This window comes from Pseudomonas sp. RG1 (assembly GCF_025910115.1).
In the GTDB taxonomy this organism is placed as follows: domain Bacteria; phylum Pseudomonadota; class Gammaproteobacteria; order Pseudomonadales; family Pseudomonadaceae; genus Aquipseudomonas; species Aquipseudomonas atacamensis.
The window spans coordinates 92,714-109,808 of the sequence record NZ_JAPCIK010000012.1; the positions used below are offsets into that span (position 1 = coordinate 92,714).

General features: G+C 59.2%; 20 protein-coding genes. 13 read left to right on the forward strand and 7 right to left on the reverse strand.

The features are described from left to right. Positions 1–91: 91 nt before the first annotated feature. A complete protein-coding gene (locus tag OK411_RS08020) occupies positions 92–694 on the forward strand; it encodes a TetR/AcrR family transcriptional regulator (RefSeq protein ID WP_133337995.1) in 603 nt (200 codons plus the stop codon). Positions 695–725: 31 nt separating this feature from the next. On the opposite strand, the gene OK411_RS08025 is transcribed toward OK411_RS08020, so the two are convergent. From OK411_RS08025 to OK411_RS08035, 3 genes are read right to left on the reverse strand one after another with little or no spacing between them, the layout of a single operon-like run. Beyond that, complete coding sequence (locus tag OK411_RS08025) at positions 726–1,703, reverse strand: saccharopine dehydrogenase family protein (RefSeq protein ID WP_264364698.1); 978 nt, start codon at positions 1,701–1,703, stop codon at positions 726–728. Next, positions 1,700–2,101, reverse strand: a complete 402-nt coding sequence (locus tag OK411_RS08030; protein WP_133337999.1) for a VOC family protein — start codon at positions 2,099–2,101, stop codon at positions 1,700–1,702. The genes OK411_RS08025 and OK411_RS08030 overlap by 4 nt, the downstream gene beginning before the upstream one ends. 19 nt (positions 2,102–2,120) lie before the next feature. Further along, positions 2,121–2,864: an SDR family NAD(P)-dependent oxidoreductase gene (locus tag OK411_RS08035; protein WP_264364699.1), complete on the reverse strand. Its 744-nt coding sequence runs from the start codon at positions 2,862–2,864 to the stop codon at positions 2,121–2,123. Positions 2,865–3,002: 138 nt separating this feature from the next. Here OK411_RS08035 and OK411_RS08040 point away from each other — a divergent pair, with 138 nt between their 5' ends. From OK411_RS08040 to OK411_RS08060, 5 genes are all read left to right on the forward strand, one after another. Continuing rightward, positions 3,003–3,929, forward strand: a complete 927-nt coding sequence (locus OK411_RS08040) for an AraC family transcriptional regulator (protein WP_264364700.1) — start codon at positions 3,003–3,005, stop codon at positions 3,927–3,929. Between the two features lie 151 nt (positions 3,930–4,080). Continuing rightward, positions 4,081–4,293 (forward strand): hypothetical protein, encoded by a 213-nt coding sequence (locus OK411_RS08045; RefSeq protein WP_264364701.1) that lies wholly within the window; start codon positions 4,081–4,083, stop codon positions 4,291–4,293. A 13-nt stretch (positions 4,294–4,306) separates the two neighbouring features. Beyond that, a complete protein-coding gene (gene chrA / locus OK411_RS08050; RefSeq protein ID WP_264364702.1) occupies positions 4,307–5,662 on the forward strand; it encodes a chromate efflux transporter in 1,356 nt (451 codons plus the stop codon). Between the two features lie 238 nt (positions 5,663–5,900). After that, a complete protein-coding gene (locus tag OK411_RS08055; RefSeq protein ID WP_264364703.1) occupies positions 5,901–6,785 on the forward strand; it encodes a manganese catalase family protein in 885 nt (294 codons plus the stop codon). Positions 6,786–6,862: 77 nt separating this feature from the next. Then, positions 6,863–7,372: a ferritin-like domain-containing protein gene (locus tag OK411_RS08060; RefSeq protein WP_024012005.1), complete on the forward strand. Its 510-nt coding sequence runs from the start codon at positions 6,863–6,865 to the stop codon at positions 7,370–7,372. 48 nt (positions 7,373–7,420) lie between these two features. On the opposite strand, the gene OK411_RS08065 is transcribed toward OK411_RS08060, so the two are convergent. Further along, complete coding sequence (locus OK411_RS08065) at positions 7,421–8,410, reverse strand: ribonuclease Z (RefSeq protein WP_217879490.1); 990 nt, start codon at positions 8,408–8,410, stop codon at positions 7,421–7,423. A gap of 196 nt (positions 8,411–8,606) precedes the next feature. Between OK411_RS08065 and OK411_RS08070 the strand changes: the two genes are divergently transcribed. The 3 genes from OK411_RS08070 to OK411_RS08080 all read left to right on the forward strand — a co-directional run bounded on the left by OK411_RS08070 (position 8,607) and on the right by OK411_RS08080 (position 11,502). Beyond that, positions 8,607–10,184, forward strand: coding sequence for a histidine kinase famiy protein (locus OK411_RS08070; RefSeq protein ID WP_264364704.1), 1,578 nt, complete (start codon positions 8,607–8,609; stop codon positions 10,182–10,184). A 90-nt stretch (positions 10,185–10,274) separates the two neighbouring features. Then, entirely contained in the window at positions 10,275–10,505 is a 231-nt protein-coding gene (locus OK411_RS08075) for a hypothetical protein (protein ID WP_071174678.1), read from the forward strand. Positions 10,506–10,524: 19 nt separating this feature from the next. Continuing rightward, positions 10,525–11,502, forward strand: a complete 978-nt coding sequence (locus tag OK411_RS08080; protein ID WP_264364705.1) for an SDR family oxidoreductase — start codon at positions 10,525–10,527, stop codon at positions 11,500–11,502. A gap of 16 nt (positions 11,503–11,518) precedes the next feature. On the opposite strand, the gene OK411_RS08085 is transcribed toward OK411_RS08080, so the two are convergent. From OK411_RS08085 to OK411_RS08095, 3 genes are all read right to left on the reverse strand, one after another. Beyond that, a complete protein-coding gene (locus OK411_RS08085) occupies positions 11,519–12,040 on the reverse strand; it encodes a DUF4142 domain-containing protein (protein WP_163012316.1) in 522 nt (173 codons plus the stop codon). Positions 12,041–12,089: 49 nt separating this feature from the next. Beyond that, on the reverse strand, positions 12,090–12,314 hold the full coding sequence (locus OK411_RS08090; RefSeq protein WP_125917770.1) for a hypothetical protein: 225 nt from the start codon (positions 12,312–12,314) through the stop codon (positions 12,090–12,092). Positions 12,315–12,447: 133 nt separating this feature from the next. Beyond that, complete coding sequence (locus OK411_RS08095; RefSeq protein WP_016771242.1) at positions 12,448–12,639, reverse strand: YegP family protein; 192 nt, start codon at positions 12,637–12,639, stop codon at positions 12,448–12,450. Positions 12,640–12,914: 275 nt separating this feature from the next. On the opposite strand from OK411_RS08095, the gene OK411_RS08100 reads away from it, so the two are divergent. From OK411_RS08100 to OK411_RS08115, 4 genes are read left to right on the forward strand one after another with little or no spacing between them, the layout of a single operon-like run. Further along, the gene (locus OK411_RS08100; protein WP_264364706.1) at positions 12,915–13,880 is read left to right on the forward strand and encodes a glycosyltransferase family 2 protein; all 966 of its coding nucleotides are present in this window, start codon (positions 12,915–12,917) and stop codon (positions 13,878–13,880) included. A 3-nt stretch (positions 13,881–13,883) separates the two neighbouring features. After that, complete coding sequence (locus OK411_RS08105; protein WP_264364707.1) at positions 13,884–14,594, forward strand: class I SAM-dependent methyltransferase; 711 nt, start codon at positions 13,884–13,886, stop codon at positions 14,592–14,594. Further along, complete coding sequence (locus tag OK411_RS08110) at positions 14,591–14,977, forward strand: GtrA family protein (RefSeq protein ID WP_016771241.1); 387 nt, start codon at positions 14,591–14,593, stop codon at positions 14,975–14,977. The genes OK411_RS08105 and OK411_RS08110 overlap by 4 nt, the downstream gene beginning before the upstream one ends. After that, complete coding sequence (locus OK411_RS08115) at positions 14,974–17,070, forward strand: DUF6311 domain-containing protein (protein WP_264364708.1); 2,097 nt, start codon at positions 14,974–14,976, stop codon at positions 17,068–17,070. The genes OK411_RS08110 and OK411_RS08115 overlap by 4 nt, the downstream gene beginning before the upstream one ends. The last annotated feature ends 25 nt before the right edge of the window (positions 17,071–17,095 follow it).

The following is a 17,095-nucleotide window of genomic DNA, read 5'->3' on the forward strand; positions in this document are numbered from 1 at the left end:
ATTTAGTGACTACTAAATAAAAGGCACAACCGAAGCGGTTGAACTTGCATGTAGCGATCACTACAGTGGCGTATCACCTAGAGAAATAGCTATGAACGAAAAACCTAGACAGCGCCGTTCCGCCTTTGACCGGGAGCAAGGGATAGCCATCGCACAAGCACTGTTTCACCAGCGTGGATACGACGCTGTCAGCCTGACCGACCTGACCGAGGCAATGAATATCAAGCCGCCGAGCTTTTACGCCGCCTATGGAAGCAAGGCCGAATTGTTCGAACGAGCAATGCATCGCTATGCCGCAGAAAACGCGCTGCCAATGGACAGACTGCTGGCACCGGATCGACCTCCCGCCGAAGCGCTAACCTCGCTGCTGATTGCCGCTGCGCAGCAGTACGGGCGAGATAGCGCTTTGCGTGGTTGCCTGATCACCGAAGGCCTGCGTGCGGACGATCCGGTCGCTCGAAACATGGCGGAGAAATTCGGTGACGCTGGAATCCAGGCGATCCGCCGGTATCTGGACCAAGTCTGCCCGGACGCTGCGCAGACCCGGGCTGACTACATCCTGGTCACCCTGCGGGGGCTGTCTGCAGCGGCATGCAGTGGGATGTCCAGCGAGCGCTTGGTGAACGTCGCACGGATTGCCGGCAGGTTGCTTGCCCATGAGTTCGAGGCAGACGACAGCGCAGTGGAATCCTGAGTAAACAACATCTGCACTATCGTCCGATCAATCAGTAATCAGTGATGGTCGTACCGCCGATGCTCTCGGCGAATGAGCCCCCCAGCAGCTTTGCCGGTGTCTCAAAACCCGGTCGTCGCACGCCGTTCAATACTTGGCGTGCCGCCTCCATGGCAGCAATCGGCGTATAGGTGTAACCGTTGACGGTTTCGATCACTGAACGTGCCACAGTGCCGTCAGCGCCAGTCACCTCGGCCACTGCCCGAGCGCGATGAGCTTCGCGCTGTTGCGCGTTCGGCCCCTCGGGAATTTTTGAAAGATCTCCGTCAGGTAATGGATCACCGGAAAAATGTACAAACATTGCAATATTGGGAATGCCGGTGGAGTGCCAGCCGGTGACCAGATCACCGAACGACAAAGGTACGCACAGCTCCTGGCCGTCGCCAAAATCGAAGTGTCGCGGTTGCGCATCGGGAGTTGAAAGAAGCGCTCCATCAATCCGGGCCAGCAGCCCCGCTCCAACAATTTCGCTAACACTCAGTGCTGACCCACGTGACATGGAACCCGCGACCTGTAGTGCAATGTTCAACGACTGCGGATATTTCACCCGACGAGCGACATGCACCGCCAGGCAGTCGGTCGGCACTACGTCCCAACCGACGCCAGGTAGGAGCATGACCCTTGCCCCTACCGCCTCATCGCCCAATTGCTCGGCCAACCGATATACGTTGATCTCGGCCGTGATATCCAGATAATCGACTCCAGCCTTGATACAGAGCCACATCAAGGCGTCAGCTGTCCGCGCGAAGGGGCCGGCAAAGTTCACCAGCACGCCAATGCCTTCCAGGCATTGTGTCGTCGGGGCATGAGGGGAAAACACACGATAAGGAACGTCCAACTGTGCAGCCAGAGCGCGCAGCTTGTCGTGGCTGCGCCCGGCGATGACAACGTCCAGTCCCTGCGCCACTGCATAGTCGGTCGCCATGCGCCCGACATAGCCGGTTGCGCCATAAATCATCAATTTCTTCATTGTGCGTGCTGCCAGTTCTTGTAAACGAATTCCAGGCTGTATCCGTCAGGATCCAGAACATTGGCCGCGTAGTAGTTGGGGTCGTAGTGCAGACGCGCCCCCGGTGCGCCTTGATCAACGGCGCCCTGAGCCAACGCTGCCGCATAGGCCGCCGCAACCTGAGCTTTACTGTCTGCGACGAAACCGACATGTACCGCTCGGCCTTCGACTTCACCCTGACGCAGCCAGAAAAACATCCGGCCCTTGGCGCCGAAACCTTTCAGGTCCGGATGCCCAGGCGGACCGTCCTTGCCATCGTAGTCCAAGCGCGCGGTGATACCCAGCGGCGCCAACGTAGCTTCGTAGAAACGGATAGAGCGCTCAATGTCACTCACAGACAGAAAAATATGATCCAGCATGGCAACGTCTCCCGATCGTTCAGATGATGTAGCCGCCCGCGACTTCGATGGTCTGGGCATTGATCCAGGCCCCGTCTTGGGACAGCAACATGGCAATGACGCGGGCCACATCTTCGGGCTCACCGACTCTGCCTAGCGCCGTTTGCTCAGCCAGCATCGCTTCAAACTCATCATTGAGCCCGCCACCTAACTCGGTTCGAATCGCCCCAGGTGAAACCGCATTGACACGTATGCGCCGATCACTGAACTCTTTGGCCATGTAGCGCGTGAGCACTTCCAGTCCACCTTTGAACGCCGCATACGGCGCCACCCCGGCGGTGGCCACGCGTGTAGTAGCGCTGGTCAGATTGACGATGCTGGCGTTCTCCTCCAGTAATGGCAGCAAGGTCTGCGTCAGGAAGAAAGGGCCTTTCAGATGGACTTTGAACAGACCATCAAACTGAGCCTCGCTGACCGACGCCAGCGGGTTGAACAGGCCGTAGCCGGCGTTATTAACTAAACCTGAGAGGGTGCTTGTGCCCCATGTCTCCCGGAGCACTAACAGGATGGCATCGCGGAACCCTTTGAAACTTCCCACATCCGCCACGTCGAGATTAAGCGCAACGCCCTTGGCGCCCGCTCGTTCAATGCGTCGCACCACATCATCCGCTTCGTCGGGATGCTGGTTATACGTAATGATGACACCCATACCGCGCCGGGCGGCGTGTTCAGCTGCACTTGCACCAATCCCTCGACTGCCTCCGGTAATGACGATAACGCTCATGACGTGTTCCTTGACTAATTAAATGAGCCTCCACATTAAGAGCGCTGGTCATTGCGGGCGCAGCCGTTCCTACTCGAAATCTGCCTGTTTCTACTTTTTGCTTGCTCTGCTCCTGCTGTTACATCCAGCATGACCAGCATGAACGAACAACTGAACGAACTCCGCATCCTCGCCGCCAAGGCCGAAAACCGGCGCACAGAGACGGGCATTCCCCGCGTCGCTATGGTTCAGGGCAAAATCCCTGAGCATATGCTGGCGGCAGTCTATGACCCGATGATCAACGTGATTCTGCAGGGCAGCAAAACCATGACCGTGGGCGACCGCACGCTGCGATACGACCCGGCGACCTATTTCGTCATGTCGATTCAGTTGCCTGCGGTGGGCACGGTGCACCCTGCGGCAACGGGCGAACCCTATCTGGCCATGAGCCTCACGCTTGATCCCACCGTGTTATCAACCTTGCTGGCTGACCTGCCCAAACCTGTCGGCCGCCATGAAAGCGACCCGGGCTTTTCAGTGGCGGCCGTTACGACCGAATTAATGGACGCATGGGTGCGCATGTTGCGATTGATGGGCAACCCGGAAGCTATCGCAGCGCTGGCTCCTGCTTATGAGCGCGAGATACTGTTTCGCGTGCTGCAAGGCCCCCACGGCTGGATGCTGCGAGAGATCGCAGCGCCCGATACCGCCATGGCCAGAGTGAACACAGCAATTCAATGGATCCGTCGAGATTTTGCGGAGCCGATCAGGGTGGAAAGCCTGGCTCAGAAAGCGGCAATGAGCGTCTCGGCATTCCATCGCCACTTCAAAGCGGTGACGACGTTGAGTCCATTGCAGTATCAAAAACGAGTGCGCTTACTTCAGGCGCGGATGCTCATGGTAGCCAGCGGCAAGAGCGTCATGGCGGCAGCTTTCGAGGTGGGCTACGAAAGCCCAACGCAGTTTAGTCGAGACTATACGAAGGTATTTGGGCTTTCACCTGCGAAGGATGCAGGAAGAATTCTCGGAAAAACGAAGGTTCCAGAATCTAACAGGCGCAGGAATTTGGCCTCCTTCAAGACTTAGATAGCAAGCAACTGGGACGGGGTGTGATCGACCAATTTCTGGCGAATGCGAATGACTGGCTTCGCCCAGAAGCCACAAGTCTTAAAGGTCCGCTTATGGCCGAAAGCCGTCATACCTGTTTAGGGCAAAATTAGGGCATATGGAAGGCCGCTTGAGCCCACTGTACGCCAACGGCGAAGGGCGAAAGCGCCGTTTTTGGTGGGCTAAAGCGGCCTACAAAGACTCCAGAAGGGGTTCGAATCCCTATCTCTCCGCCATTATTGAACAAGACAAAGCCCCCGTAATCATTGCTGATTACGGGGGCTTTTTCGTTTCTGGCGTTTTGTTCGTTGCGCTTTTCGGGTACAACCTGCCGACTGCATAAAAGGAACAGCTCGATGAGTGAAGTTCAGCCGTTGGTGAGTGATGACGACGTTAGGCCGCAGGCCGTGAGTCTGCGCGTGGCGTTCTGGTTCTGGTTGAAGCTGGGCTTTATCAGTTTCGGCGGGCCGGCCGGGCAGATTTCGATCATGCACCAGGAGTTGGTCGAGCGGCGGCGCTGGATTTCCGAGCGGCGTTTTCTGCATGCCTTGAACTATTGCATGTTGCTGCCCGGGCCTGAGGCGCAGCAGTTGGCGACTTACATTGGCTGGCTGATGCATCGGAGCTGGGGCGGGATTGTGGCCGGGGCGTTGTTCGTGTTGCCTTCGCTGTTCATCCTGATTTTCCTGTCGTGGCTCTATATCGCCTTCGGTGAAGTGCCGGTGGTCGCCGGGCTGTTTTACGGGATCAAGCCTGCGGTGACGGCCATCGTCGTGCAGGCGGCGCATCGCATCGGTTCGCGGGCGCTGAAGAACAATTGGCTGTGGGCGATTGCGGCGGCGTCGTTTACGGCGATTTTTGCGTTCAATGTGCCGTTCCCGTTGATCGTGCTGGGCGCGGCGGTGATTGGCTATTTCGGCGGTCGCCTGGCGCCGGAGAAATTCAGGGCCGGCGGGCATAGCGCAGCGAAGAAGTCTTTCGGCGCGGCGTTGATCGACGACGACACGCCAACCCCGGCCCATGCCCGTTTCAGCTGGACGAAACTGGCCTTGATCGCCGTGATCGGTGCCGCGCTTTGGGCGTTGCCGATGGGAGTATTGACCGCGCTATTCGGCTGGCAGGGCACGTTGACGCAAATGAGCTGGTTCTTCACCAAGGCAGCGCTGCTCACCTTCGGTGGAGCTTATGCGGTGCTGCCCTATGTCTATCAAGGTGCGGTCGGGCACTACGGCTGGCTGACCCCGACGCAGATGATCGACGGCTTGGCGCTGGGCGAAACCACACCGGGGCCGCTGATCATGGTGGTGGCGTTTGTCGGTTTTGTCGGGGCTTATGTGTCGCAGGTGTTCGGCGCCGATCAGGTGTTCCTCGCCGGAGCGGTCGCCGCCGCGCTGGTGACGTGGTTCACCTTTCTGCCTTCCTTCCTGTTCATCCTCGCCGGCGGTCCGCTGGTGGAGTCGACGCACGACGAACTCAAATTCACCGCCCCACTGACCGCGATCACCGCTGCGGTGGTTGGGGTGATTCTCAATCTGGCGTGTTTCTTCGGCTACCACGTGCTCTGGCCGCAAGGCTTCAGCGGCAGCCTGGATTGGCCCTCGGCGTTGATCGCCATTGCGGCGGCCATTGCGCTGTTTCGCTTCAAGCGCGGAGTGATTCAGGTGTTGCTGGGCTGTGCGTTGGTTGGGTTGGTGGTGCATTTGCTGCGTTAGTGATCGCGGCGTTGGAAATCGAATCGCGCGCTGGAGACTCGATTCCGGCAATAAGTTCCGGGCATTCCAGTGCGAATATCCCCAGCGGTATAGCCCCGTTTCGCTTGTTGGCGCGGTTCAAACCATTTGTCCTGTCGCCGCAAATTTTTTGAAATTTCCGCAACGACAATGCTTCACAAAAGGGTAGGCAAACTTTTACCCAGAACTTGCCACGCTTACCCGACTGAGGAGATTTGTCATGTTTCTACATAACAAGCGACTTCAATACACCGTTCGTGTCGCCGAGCCCAATCCGGGGCTGGCCAATCTGTTGCTCGAGCAGTTTGGCGGCGCACAAGGTGAACTGGCGGCGGCTTCGCGCTATTTCACTCAAGCCCTGGCCGAGGACGATCCGGGACGCAAGGACTTGCTGATGGATATCGCCACTGAAGAACTCAGCCACCTGGAAATCATTGGCTCGATCATCGTCATGCTCAACAAGGGCGCGAAAGGCCGGATGGCGGAAGGTGTCGAGCAGGAGGGCGAGCTGTATCGCTCGCTCAATGGCAACGGCAATGACTCGCACATCACCAGCCTGCTCTACGGTGCCGGTTCGCCGCTGACCAACTCTGCCGGTGTGCCCTGGACGGCGGCGTACGTCGATACCATCGGTGAGCCGACCGCCGACATGCGCTCCAATATTGCTGCTGAGGCACGGGCGAAGATCGTCTATGAGCGCTTGATGAACGTGACCGATGACCCCGGCGTGAAAGAGGCTCTGGGCTTTCTGATGACCCGTGAGATCGCCCACCAGTTGTCGTTCGAAAAAGCCCTGCATTCGATTCAGCCAAACTTCCCGCAAGGCAAGCTGCCCGGCATGCCTGAGTTCACCAACGTCTTCTTCAACATGTCGCAAGGTACCGAAAGCATGCGCGGCCCGTGGAATCAGGGCGACGATTGGGAGTTCGTCGAAAGCCCAACGCCGGCGGTCGACGGCGGCGATGGCCTGGCCACCGTGCAACTGGACAGCGCCGACGAAGCGCTGCTGGAAAACATGAAAATGCGCACTATGTCCGACCCCAACAGCGAGCCGGTCACCGGTGCGGATCTGGGCTCCGGCGCGCAGGCCAAGCCTGGTTTGTAAGGCACGTGGGGCGCGCCGGACATCAGGCGGCGCGCCCCGGTTGATCACTGTGAAATCATCCAGAAGAGGACTCGACAATGGCTACTCCACAGGAAAACCTGCTCGACTGGCTGCGTGACGCCCATGCCATGGAGCAACAGGCCGAGCAAATGCTCAAGGCACAATCCAAGCGTCTGGAACATTACCCGCAGCTCAAGGCGCGCATCGATCAGCACATCGAAGAAACCCTCGGCCAGCAGAAACTCATCGACGAATGCCTGCAACGTCTGGGCGGTGAATCCTCGACGATGAAAGACCTGGGCGGCAAATTGATGGCGTTCGGTCAGGCTGTTGGCGGCTCCTTGATGAGCGATGAAGTGATCAAGGGCGCCATGGCCGGCTACGTTTTCGAAAACATGGAGGTCGCCAGCTATACCGTGCTGATCGCAGCGGCGAAAGCGGCGGGGGACACGCAGACGCAGAAGGCCTGCGAACAGATTCTGCCGCAGGAAGTGGCCATGGCTGAATGGCTGCTCAAGCATTTGCCGCAACTGACCGACGCGTTTCTGGAACGCTCGGCGGATCCGGACAAAGAAGCCAAGAAGTAACCCTTGCCACCGGCGTCCGCCTGTCAGACGGGCGGACGCGCTATCAAATTACGGTGCGATCTGCAGCGGCTTGCGCTCGATCTCCACCGGTTGCAAATGACCTAGCCGGTCCAAGTGATAGCGCTGCAGATCCCGCGCCAGAATCAGTTGGCCGTTATACAGCGCCGCCGCTTCACTGCGCACATCTTCGATGGATGGACTCAGCGCCGGGTTGGCCTGATAGCGCGCGCTAAAGTGCGTCAGCACCAGATTGCGCACCCCAGCGGATTCGGCGAAACCGGCGACAGCGGCGGCGCTACTGTGGCCGTAACTGGCACGAGCGCGGTCGATTGCTGCCTGTACGAATGTCGCTTCATGCACCAGCACATCCGCCGATTGCGCCACTTCTGCCAGCAGTGCCGGCCGATCGTTGTCGCCGCAGACGATGATGCGCCGATCAGGTCGCGCGCTCAGCAGATAGTCGCGAGCGTGCAGCATCCGCCCGTCAACCTCCACGTCCTGACCATGGGCCAACTGACCCCAGAGCGGGCCGCGTTCGATGCCTTCAGCGTCGAGTCGCTGCACGTCGAGACGTGGTTCCGGGTCGGACTCGGTGAAGACATAACCATGACACGGCACACGGTGGGACAACTCGACGGTCTGCACCTGAACGTTGAGGTTGCGCCATTCGGTAAGCGTTTCCACAGCGTGCAGGTTGATCTCGAAGGGCAGATGCGATTGCGTCACCTCAAGGCTCATTCTCAGCCACGGCTGCAGCGCCGCCGGCAGAATAATGTCCAGCGGCCGCGTGCGTCCGGACATGCCGGTGCTCGCCAGCAGACCCGGCAAGCCCAGGCAGTGATCGGCGTGCACATGAGTGATGAAAATCGCCCGCAATTCACTCAGTGACAGCGGCGTGCGCAGCACCTGATGCTGGGTGCCTTCACCGCAATCGATCAGGTACCAGCCCTTGCCGGCAGAGGCGATCAATGCTGTTGCGCTGACGTTGCGCTGGCGGGTCGGCACGCCGGCAGACGTGCCCAGAAACAACAAATCCACGGTGGTTCTCCCTGGCGGATCGGATTTCAGATCTTGCGTGCAGTTCTCGGTGAGCTTTCGACAATCAGCGAGGCGATTCGGATCCATCGAAGTACCGGGGCGATTCATCGGACACCCGCCGTTGCGGTGTCCGGCCTTGGCACTTCGCTCGCTGATGATGGTCACAGCGAAACGGAGTCACTTAGCGGAGGTCAACTTGCCCAGAAAATCCAGGCCGATCGTCGACCGCGCCGATGCGGCGACCCTTTCGCAAGAACGCAAAGATGTGTTTTTCGCGGCGGTGCAGGTCAGCCGCATGGCCATGATTGTCACCGATCCAGCGCAGCCCGACGATCCCATCATTTTTGCCAACAATGCGTTTCTTGAACTCAGCGGCTACGAGCTGGAAGAGGTGCTCGGGCGCAACTGCAGGTTTCTGCAAGGCGAGCAGACTGATCGTTCCGTCTTGCAACAGGTCAAGCAAGCGCTCAAACATCAACACGAAACCTGCGTGGAGGTACTCAACTATCGCAAGGATGGCTCGTCGTTCTGGAACGAGCTGTTCATCGCGCCACTATTCAACGAGCGCGGGCAACTGGTGTATTTCTTCGCCTCGCAAATGGACGTCAGCCGCCGACGCGACGCCGAGGACGGTTTGCGCTACAGCGAGAACATGGAAGCGCTGGGCCAGTTGACCGGTGGCATCGCTCACGATTTCAACAACCTGTTGCAAGTGATGATCGGCTACATCGAGCTGATCCAGCACACCGCCAAGCGGCCGAGCATTGATCCGCAACGCATCGTGGTCGGCGCCGGCCACGCTCGCGCGGCGGCGGAAAAAGCACGTTTGCTGACCCAGCATCTGCTGGCATTCTCCCGCCGACAACGGCTCGAAGGCCGGGTGATCAATCTCAATGCCTTGCTTGAGCGCTCTACGCTGCCGACGCATGAATCCGCCGATCTGGAACCGCGATTCGAACTGGCCGAGGATTTGTGGAACTGCCGGCTCGACCCGGCGCAGGCCGAGATGGCACTGAATCATCTGCTGTCCAATGCCCGCGATGCGCTGCAAGGGCAACCGCAGCCAGGGATTACCGTGCAGACGCGCAACGTCGTTGTCCCGGACGCGACCGATCCGCATCAGAGCGGACTGGCGGCGGGGCGTTACGTCTGCATCGCGATCGCCGATAACGGCGTGGGCATTGCCGCCGACGATCTCGACAAGGTCATGGAGCCGTTCTACACCACGAAAGAGGAAGGAAGCGGCGCTGGCCTCGGGCTATCGATGGTCTACGGCTTCGTCAAGCAATCCGGCGGTGTGGTCAAAATCGAATCGACACCGGGGCTCGGCACCACGGTGCGCCTGTTCTTCCCGGCGGATGACAGTCAGCTATCGGCACCTGGCTCCGCTGAAACCGCAGAAAATCTCAAGGGCACGGAGCGCATCCTGATCGTCGAGGATCGCGCCGAAGTTGCTGAACTGGCGCGCTTCGTACTGTCCGAACAGGGTTACCGCACCACCATCGCTGCAGACGCGAGCGAGGCACTGGCGATGTTGCAGACTAGCGACTTTGAGCTGGTCTTCACCGATCTGGTCATGCCCGGTGAGATGAACGGGCTGGCACTGGCGCGGGAAATCAGCCAGCGCTATCCGGCCATGCAGATCCTGCTGACGACCGGCTACTGCGCGGACGAGTCGACGCCCAATGAGCTGGCTGACAATGAGTTCGAATTGATCGCCAAGCCCTACGCGCCGGTGGATCTGCTGCGCAAGCTGCGCTCGATGCTCGGCTGAAAAAACGAACTGTCAGTGAACGTTCGGCGTCCATCCTTAATACCACATTGAGCAACCAGTGAGGGGACGATCCCCGAGGAGATGTTTGCTATGAGTGATTATCCGATGGACGAAACCGATTCCGATCACCGCAACCGCCAGTTCGGTCAGGCGTTGGGGCTGGATGCTGACGAGGTGGAGTCGTGGGTCAGTGCAATCGAAGAGGACGGCAGCGGCATGGGCTATGTTGTGCATTTTTCCAGCGAAACGCCGGTGGACGTACTGGCCAAGGTGCAAGGGCTGGGCGATGACCTGATGATCAATATCGGGCCGATCGACTGAGCATCAGGGAGAACGGTTCATGCAGGAGCAACCTTTGGTGGTGATAAGCGGCGCCAGTGCTGGCGTGGGTCGCGCGGTGGCCCACCGGTTTGCCGTTGGCGGTTACCGTATCGGCCTGTTGGCGCGTGATCCGGCGGGACTGGCCGCCACGCAAGAAGAGCTGCAAGCGTATGGCGTTCAGGTTGAAACCGTTAGCGTCGATGTCGCCGATGCGCTCGCCGTGCAAGAGGCCGCGCAGCAACTGGAAGCCACGCTTGGGCCGCTGGCGGTGTGGGTCAACGCGGCGATGGTCACGGTGCTCTCGCCGATAGAACAATTGTCCGCCGCCGAGATCGAGCGCGTCACTCAGGTGACCTATCTCGGTACGGTTCATGGCACCTTGGCGGCGCTGTCGTTGATGCGTCCGCGCAACAAGGGCCTGATCATCCAGGTCGGCTCGGCACTGGCCTATCGCGCCATTCCGTTGCAGGCCGCCTATTGCGGGGCGAAGTTCGCTGTGCGCGGTTTTACTGATTCATTGCGCTGTGAGTTGCTGCATGAGCGCAGCCATATTCGCGTGTGCATGGTGCAATTGCCGGCGATCAATACCCCGCAGTTCGATTGGGCACGCAACAAATTGCCCAAGCGTCCCCAACCGGTGCCGCCGATTCACGACCCCGACGTGGCAGCACGGGCGATCTTCAGTGTGGTAAAGCATCCGCCGCGAGAGTTGTGGCTGGGGTGGTCGACGATCAAAGCGATTGTCGGCCAGTCGGTCATGCCCGGTCTGCTCGACCGTTTGATGGCGCGAAGTGCATGGTCCGGTCAGCAGACCAATGAGCCTGAAGACAACGAGCACCCGGACAACCTGTTCGAAGCGCAGCCGGATCGGCATCAGACCCGTGGCCGATTTGTCGGCCGCTCAAAGGACGCGGCGCTGGCCTTGACTTCGACTCAAGTGCTGGCGGTATCGGCAGTAATTGCCGTACTGGTGGCCGTGGTTCTATTACAGCTTTGATTGTTCCCCCGGTTGGTCAGGGGTTGACGGGTTTCAGTGCGCCAGCGGAGGGCTTGAGTTTTTCCTGCAGGTCGCGGGCAGTTTTTGCCTGTTTCTCGATGTCCGGCAACGCGGATTGGGCGAAAGCCTTGAGCTGCGGATTTTGTGATGACAGCGCTTCTTTCTTGAACAGCATCAGCTTTTGCTCAAGGGTTTCGGCCTGGCTGTCGATGTAAATGCGGTCGAACGAGTCATCCCTTGATTCAAGGCGTAGCTGCTTGGCTTTGGATGCCACCGAGGGTTCGGCGGGAACCACCATATGCTGGCTTTGCCCCAGCTGCCTGATTTGTTTATCGAAGTGCTCATGGTCGGCGATCATTTGTCTGGCGAACGCTTTGACTTCGGGCAAGGTTGCCTTTTCCAAAGCGATGCGCGAACTGTTGTGCTGGAACAGGCTTTGCTGTGCCGCCTCTTCGATGAAGGCGTCGATGGTGTCTGCATGGCCTGGCTGGACGCTCATAGCCAAGACCGCAAGGCAGATCGCGGCGAGTGATTTCATGGCGCGTAACCTCCGCAGCATCGATGGATCGTGGCGGCCCGGGATCAGCTCATGGCTGCTGATAGTGGCCGGGGACGTTGTCGCCTTCGTCGGGCCTGGTGCGTTTCTGCACCTGGACGTCGCTCAGTGAAGCGGTCTTCAATTCGGGGAAAGCGGTCTTGACCAGGGTTTCAGCGAGACCCGGATCAAGGGTGTCGCCATCGTGGATCAGCGTGCGGCTTTGCGGCTGGTTGTCGACGATGAAACTGACGAGGTAGCGGTGCTCATGGGACATGGCTGAAATCCTTGGGTGCATGGCAGCAAAAATTGCAGTACATGCACCTTTGATGAACACCGCTGACAAGCATTCAAATAAACCCTTTGAAGGGCGACAGACGGTGCCGCTTTGCAGATGAACAGGACGTCGCTCAAATTTCCTTGATCGGCGTCTCGCCCTGTACGGCTTTGATCAGATTGATCACATGCAGGCAATCAGCCTTGTTCACATACGATTCGCCACTGGCCACGGTCTCGTGGTTGCGCGCGCGCAGACGCCAGCGCCATTGGCCTTTGCCAGTGCTCGGGGTGCCTCGGGTTTGTCGGTAGATTTCGAAATACATGGGGTTCGCTCCCTGCGATGGATGTGCGCGCCAACCTGTGTGGCGCATCGACGCAAGCCTAGCGCAGCGTGTTTTTTTGGCTATCGCGGATTTGTTTCCAATCGTTCGCGGATGTTTCTGAAAGACCCTGCCCAGAGCGCCGCGACTGCCCGGCGAATTGGCCGATATGACGCCGTGTCATGCTTGCACGTGCGTGCCTGCTACTGCTTAATACGGGACGGCTCATGGCCTCGAAAAACTTTCGATGACCGACAAACTATAAAAAGAGCACTCCTTTGACTGAGCACGGAACGCAACAGGCCGGGCAGGTGGCGTTGTCGCTGGTGATCCCCGTTTTCAACGAGGCCGACAGCCTCGACAGCTTTCTTTCGCGCATCGACGAGGTCTTTCAGGCGCAGGCGCTGATCGATCTTGAACTGGTCTTCATAAACGATGGCAGCACCGACACGACCCTTGAGCGCTTGCTTGAACGGCAGCTGCAAGACTCGCGTCTGCGCATCGTCGACCTGAGTCGAAACTTTGGTAAGGAAGCGGCGTTGTCGGCCGGTCTGCAAATGGCCGGCGGGCAGATCGTGGTACCGATCGACGCCGATCTGCAGGACCCGCCGGAGGTCATCTTGCAAATGATCGAGCGCTGGCGCGAAGGTTACGAAGTGGTGCTGGGGCATCGCGTCAGCCGCCGCAGCGACACGTGGGCCAAGTCGACCTCGGCCCACTGGTTCTATCGCCTGCACAACCGCATCGCCGAACAGCCGTTGCCGGAGAACGTTGGCGACTTCCGCCTGATGGACCGCTGCGTGGTCGATGCCTTGCTGACGCTGCCCGAGTCGCGGCGCTTCATGAAAGGCCTGTTCGCCTGGGTCGGTTTCCGCACCACTCATGTCGACTACGAACGCCCCGAGCGCGTGGCCGGGCAAAGCAAATTCAATGGCTGGCGGCTGTGGATTTTCGCTCTGGAGGGCATCACCAGTTTCAGCACCGAGCCGCTGCGGGTCTGGACTTATCTGGGGGCGACGGTTTCGCTGGTGTCGTTTGCGTTCGCCATGTTCATTGTCCTGCGCACACTGATCCACGGCGTCGACTTGCCCGGTTATGCCTCGCTGATGGTCGCGGTCACGTTCCTTGGCGGTTTGCAATTGATCGGTATTGGCGTACTCGGCGAATACCTTGGCCGCACCTATATCGAATCCAAACGCCGACCGGTTTTTCTGGTGCGTCGCGTCTACGACCCCAAGGACTGACAGATGGATCTCAAGGAAACCGACATCCTCGGCGACAGTATCGATGAGCATTGGTATTACTGCTGCAAAGCGGCGGCGACCCGGCGATTGCTGGGTGACATGCCGATTCGGCGAATACTCGATGTCGGTGCCGGCTCGGGGTTTTTCTCGCACCATCTGCTGACCCACACCGACGCGCATGAGGCATGGTGCGTCGACATCAGTTACCCCGCCGATTCGAGCGCCACCAGCGCGGGCAAACCGGTGCATTACCGACGCAGCATCGACAGCATCGATGCCGATCTGGTGTTACTGATGGACGTGCTCGAGCATGTCGACGACGACCTCGGCCTGCTCAAAAGCTATGTCGATAAAGTGCCTTCGGGCAGTCGTTTTCTGATGACGGTGCCAGCGTTCCAGTTTCTCTGGAGCGGTCATGATGATTTTCTCGAGCACAAGCGCCGCTACACCCTCGCGCAATTCGAAACCCTGGCGGGCGATGCCGGTTTGACCGTGCAGCGCGGCGCCTACTATTTCGGTGCGGTGTTTCCTATAGCCGCTGCGTTGCGCCTGATGCCTCAAGGTTCGCCGATCGCACAGCCACAGTCGCAACTCAAGCGTCATCACCCGTGGGTCAACAGCGTGCTCAAGACCCTGTGCCGACTGGAGTTGCCGTTGATGGGCAGAAACCGGCTGGCCGGTTTGAGCGTCTTCGTGCTGGCGCAGAAACCGTGATCGGCAGTGATCGTTCAGCGTTGGTCCGCCGTGGTCTGCGCTTTGCCCTGACCGGGCTGTTCGTCACTGCGCTGCATGCGCTGGTGGCTGTGCTGTTCATCCGCTTCATCGCGCCCGAACCGCCGCTGGCCAATGGTTTCGCCTTTGCCGTGGCGACCGTTGTGTCTTATGTGATCAACACCACCTGGAGCTTTTCAGCTCGCCTGCACGGGCGCACGTTACTGCGCTTTGTGTCGGTCTCGGCGGGCGGTTTTCTATTGGCGATGCTGGTTGCCTGGGCGGCGCAAATGGCTGGGTTGCACTATCTGCTCGGGATCGGCGCCGTGGCCCTGACGGTGCCGGTATTTACTTTCGTTTTGCATAATTTCTGGACGTATCGATGAAGGCCTGGAACAGATCTTCAGCGCTGGCGCTTCTACCGTTGCTGCTGGGCGTGCTTGCCTTTTTCATGGTGATTGGCCAGCGCGCGCTCGATCCGCAAAACATCGCCTGGCTCAGCAGCGGCGATCCGGCGACGCATTATCTGGGCTGGGTGTTTTTCCGCCAGTCGCCGTGGACTTTTCCGCTAGGGCTCAACCCGTCCTACGGTATGGAATTGGGCAGCGCAGTCATTTTTTCTGACTCCAATCCGCTGCTGGCATTGCTGTTCAAACCATTCAACGCCTGGCTGCCCGAGACGTTCCAGTATTTTGGCTTGTGGTTGCTGGTCTGCTTCGTTCTGCAAGCCTGGTTTGGCTGGAAACTGCTCGGCTTGATCACCGATAACGTAATCATCCGGCTACTGGCTACGGGGTTGTTGATATTTTCCCCGCCGATGTTTGTTCGCGCCGGAGGACACCTGTCGCTTGCCGGCCACTTTCTGATATTGGCGGCGCTTTATCTGGCGCTGCATCCGGCGCTGCAGCGACGGCGATTGGCCTGGGGCAGTCTGTTGGCGGCGACAGCGCTGGTGCATGCGTATCTGTTGGTCATGGTGGCGTTGATCTGGTTTGCCGATCTGCTCGGCAAAGTCATTTTTGACCGATTGACTCGCCGTGAGGGGCTGATCGAGTTCGGCGGTCTGTTCGCACTGGTCAGCGTGTGTTGCTGGCAGGCCGGATACTTCAGCATTGCCGACGGCGCCGGCAGTGGGGGGTTCGGTTTTTACCGGATGAATCTGCTGGCGCCATTCGATTCGGATGGCTGGTCGCAGGTATTGCCGGACATCCGCACCGGCGGCGGCGATTATGAAGGCTTCAATTATTTCGGCCTCGGTGTGCTGATGCTGTTACCGCTGGCGGCGGTGGCAGGGTTGCGCGGCGGGATTTCGCCGAGGGCTGCGCTGGGCGAGCGGTGGTGGCTGGTGTTCGCAATGATCGGCCTGACCCTGTTCGCGTTATCCCATCACATCGGTGTTGGGACGCAGACTTTCAACTATCCGTTGCCGACATTCATCGAGCGGCTGGCCAGTATTTTTCGCGCTTCAGGGCGCATGTTCTGGCCGGTCTTTTATGCAATCGAACTGTTCCTCGTGTACCTGCTTGTGCGGGGCTTTCGCGCGCCAGTTGCCATAGGGTTACTCGCCTTGGCGCTGGTGGTGCAGGTGGCAGATACGCACAACGGCTGGGCGGGGCTGCGCGCATCAAGGATGGTAGCCCCCGCATCGGACTGGGTCAGTCCGATGCGCGACCCCTTCTGGAACAGCGCGGCCGGCCACTACAGGAATGTTCGCGGGTTGCTGCCGCAAAACCAGCCCGAACGCTGGCAAGCGATCGCTGATTTCGCTGGAGCACATGGACTGAAAACCGACTCGGTGTACATGGGGCGCATGAGCATTTCGGCGCTCGACAAGGCGCAGCGCGTGGCTCGGCATCGGCTGCAAACCGGAGAGTACGAAGCCGATTCTCTATATATCCTGGACGATGAAGCGCAGGCTCTGGCGGCCAAAAGCGTTCACAGCGATAGCGATCTGCTGACCCGGGTTGATGACTTTGTTGTGCTTGCACCAGGCTGGAAGCGTTGTCAGCAATGTCCGCCGATGATCGATGAGGGGCGCGCGCTGTCATCCATCGCGCTGATCAGGCCTGGCGTCATCTACATGTTTGATCGCAAGAGCCGACAATTGGTCAAAGGCTGGGGAGCGCCGGAAGCGTGGGGTACCTGGAGTGAGGGCCATGATGCGGAAATCGCGCTGCGCGTGCCAGTGCAAGCGAAATCGATTTCGATCAAAGCGTTGGCGTTCGTCTTGCCGCCAACGCTCGCCCAGCGAGTCGTCGTCAGGCTCAACGGTGTTGAGGTTTTGTCGACTCGGCTGACTGCCTTCCAGGGTAATTCGCTGGAAATTCCGTTGAATGAAGAGGTCAGGCAAACCCTGCCGGAGGATGGCGCGGTGAGACTCGAGCTGCATTTGCCGGACGCTGTCAGCCCGCGCAGTCTCGGAGTGAGCGATGACGCGCGCGTTATGGGCCTGGGCGTGGAATCCGTGAGTGTGCAGTAAATCGCGTAAACGCTGATGGACGTCG

Excerpts from the sequence above, each read along its gene's own strand:
- OK411_RS08060 (WP_024012005.1), top strand. The coding sequence starts at position 6,863 with ATGGCTACTCCACAGGAAAACCTGCTCGACTGGCTGCGTGACGCCCAT.
- OK411_RS08075 (WP_071174678.1), top strand. The coding sequence starts at position 10,275 with ATGAGTGATTATCCGATGGACGAAACCGATTCCGATCACCGCAACCGC.
- OK411_RS08080 (WP_264364705.1), top strand. The coding sequence starts at position 10,525 with ATGCAGGAGCAACCTTTGGTGGTGATAAGCGGCGCCAGTGCTGGCGTG.
- OK411_RS08055 (WP_264364703.1), top strand. The coding sequence starts at position 5,901 with ATGTTTCTACATAACAAGCGACTTCAATACACCGTTCGTGTCGCCGAG.
- OK411_RS08105 (WP_264364707.1), top strand. The coding sequence starts at position 13,884 with ATGGATCTCAAGGAAACCGACATCCTCGGCGACAGTATCGATGAGCAT.
- OK411_RS08040 (WP_264364700.1), top strand. The coding sequence starts at position 3,003 with ATGAACGAACAACTGAACGAACTCCGCATCCTCGCCGCCAAGGCCGAA.
- OK411_RS08035 (WP_264364699.1), bottom strand. The coding sequence starts at position 2,864 with ATGAGCGTTATCGTCATTACCGGAGGCAGTCGAGGGATTGGTGCAAGT.
- chrA (WP_264364702.1), top strand. The coding sequence starts at position 4,307 with ATGAGTGAAGTTCAGCCGTTGGTGAGTGATGACGACGTTAGGCCGCAG.
- OK411_RS08030 (WP_133337999.1), bottom strand. The coding sequence starts at position 2,101 with ATGCTGGATCATATTTTTCTGTCTGTGAGTGACATTGAGCGCTCTATC.
- OK411_RS08115 (WP_264364708.1), top strand. The coding sequence starts at position 14,974 with ATGAAGGCCTGGAACAGATCTTCAGCGCTGGCGCTTCTACCGTTGCTG.
- OK411_RS08020 (WP_133337995.1), top strand. The coding sequence starts at position 92 with ATGAACGAAAAACCTAGACAGCGCCGTTCCGCCTTTGACCGGGAGCAA.
- OK411_RS08025 (WP_264364698.1), bottom strand. The coding sequence starts at position 1,703 with ATGAAGAAATTGATGATTTATGGCGCAACCGGCTATGTCGGGCGCATG.
- OK411_RS08095 (WP_016771242.1), bottom strand. The coding sequence starts at position 12,639 with ATGTATTTCGAAATCTACCGACAAACCCGAGGCACCCCGAGCACTGGC.
- OK411_RS08090 (WP_125917770.1), bottom strand. The coding sequence starts at position 12,314 with ATGTCCCATGAGCACCGCTACCTCGTCAGTTTCATCGTCGACAACCAG.
- OK411_RS08085 (WP_163012316.1), bottom strand. The coding sequence starts at position 12,040 with ATGAAATCACTCGCCGCGATCTGCCTTGCGGTCTTGGCTATGAGCGTC.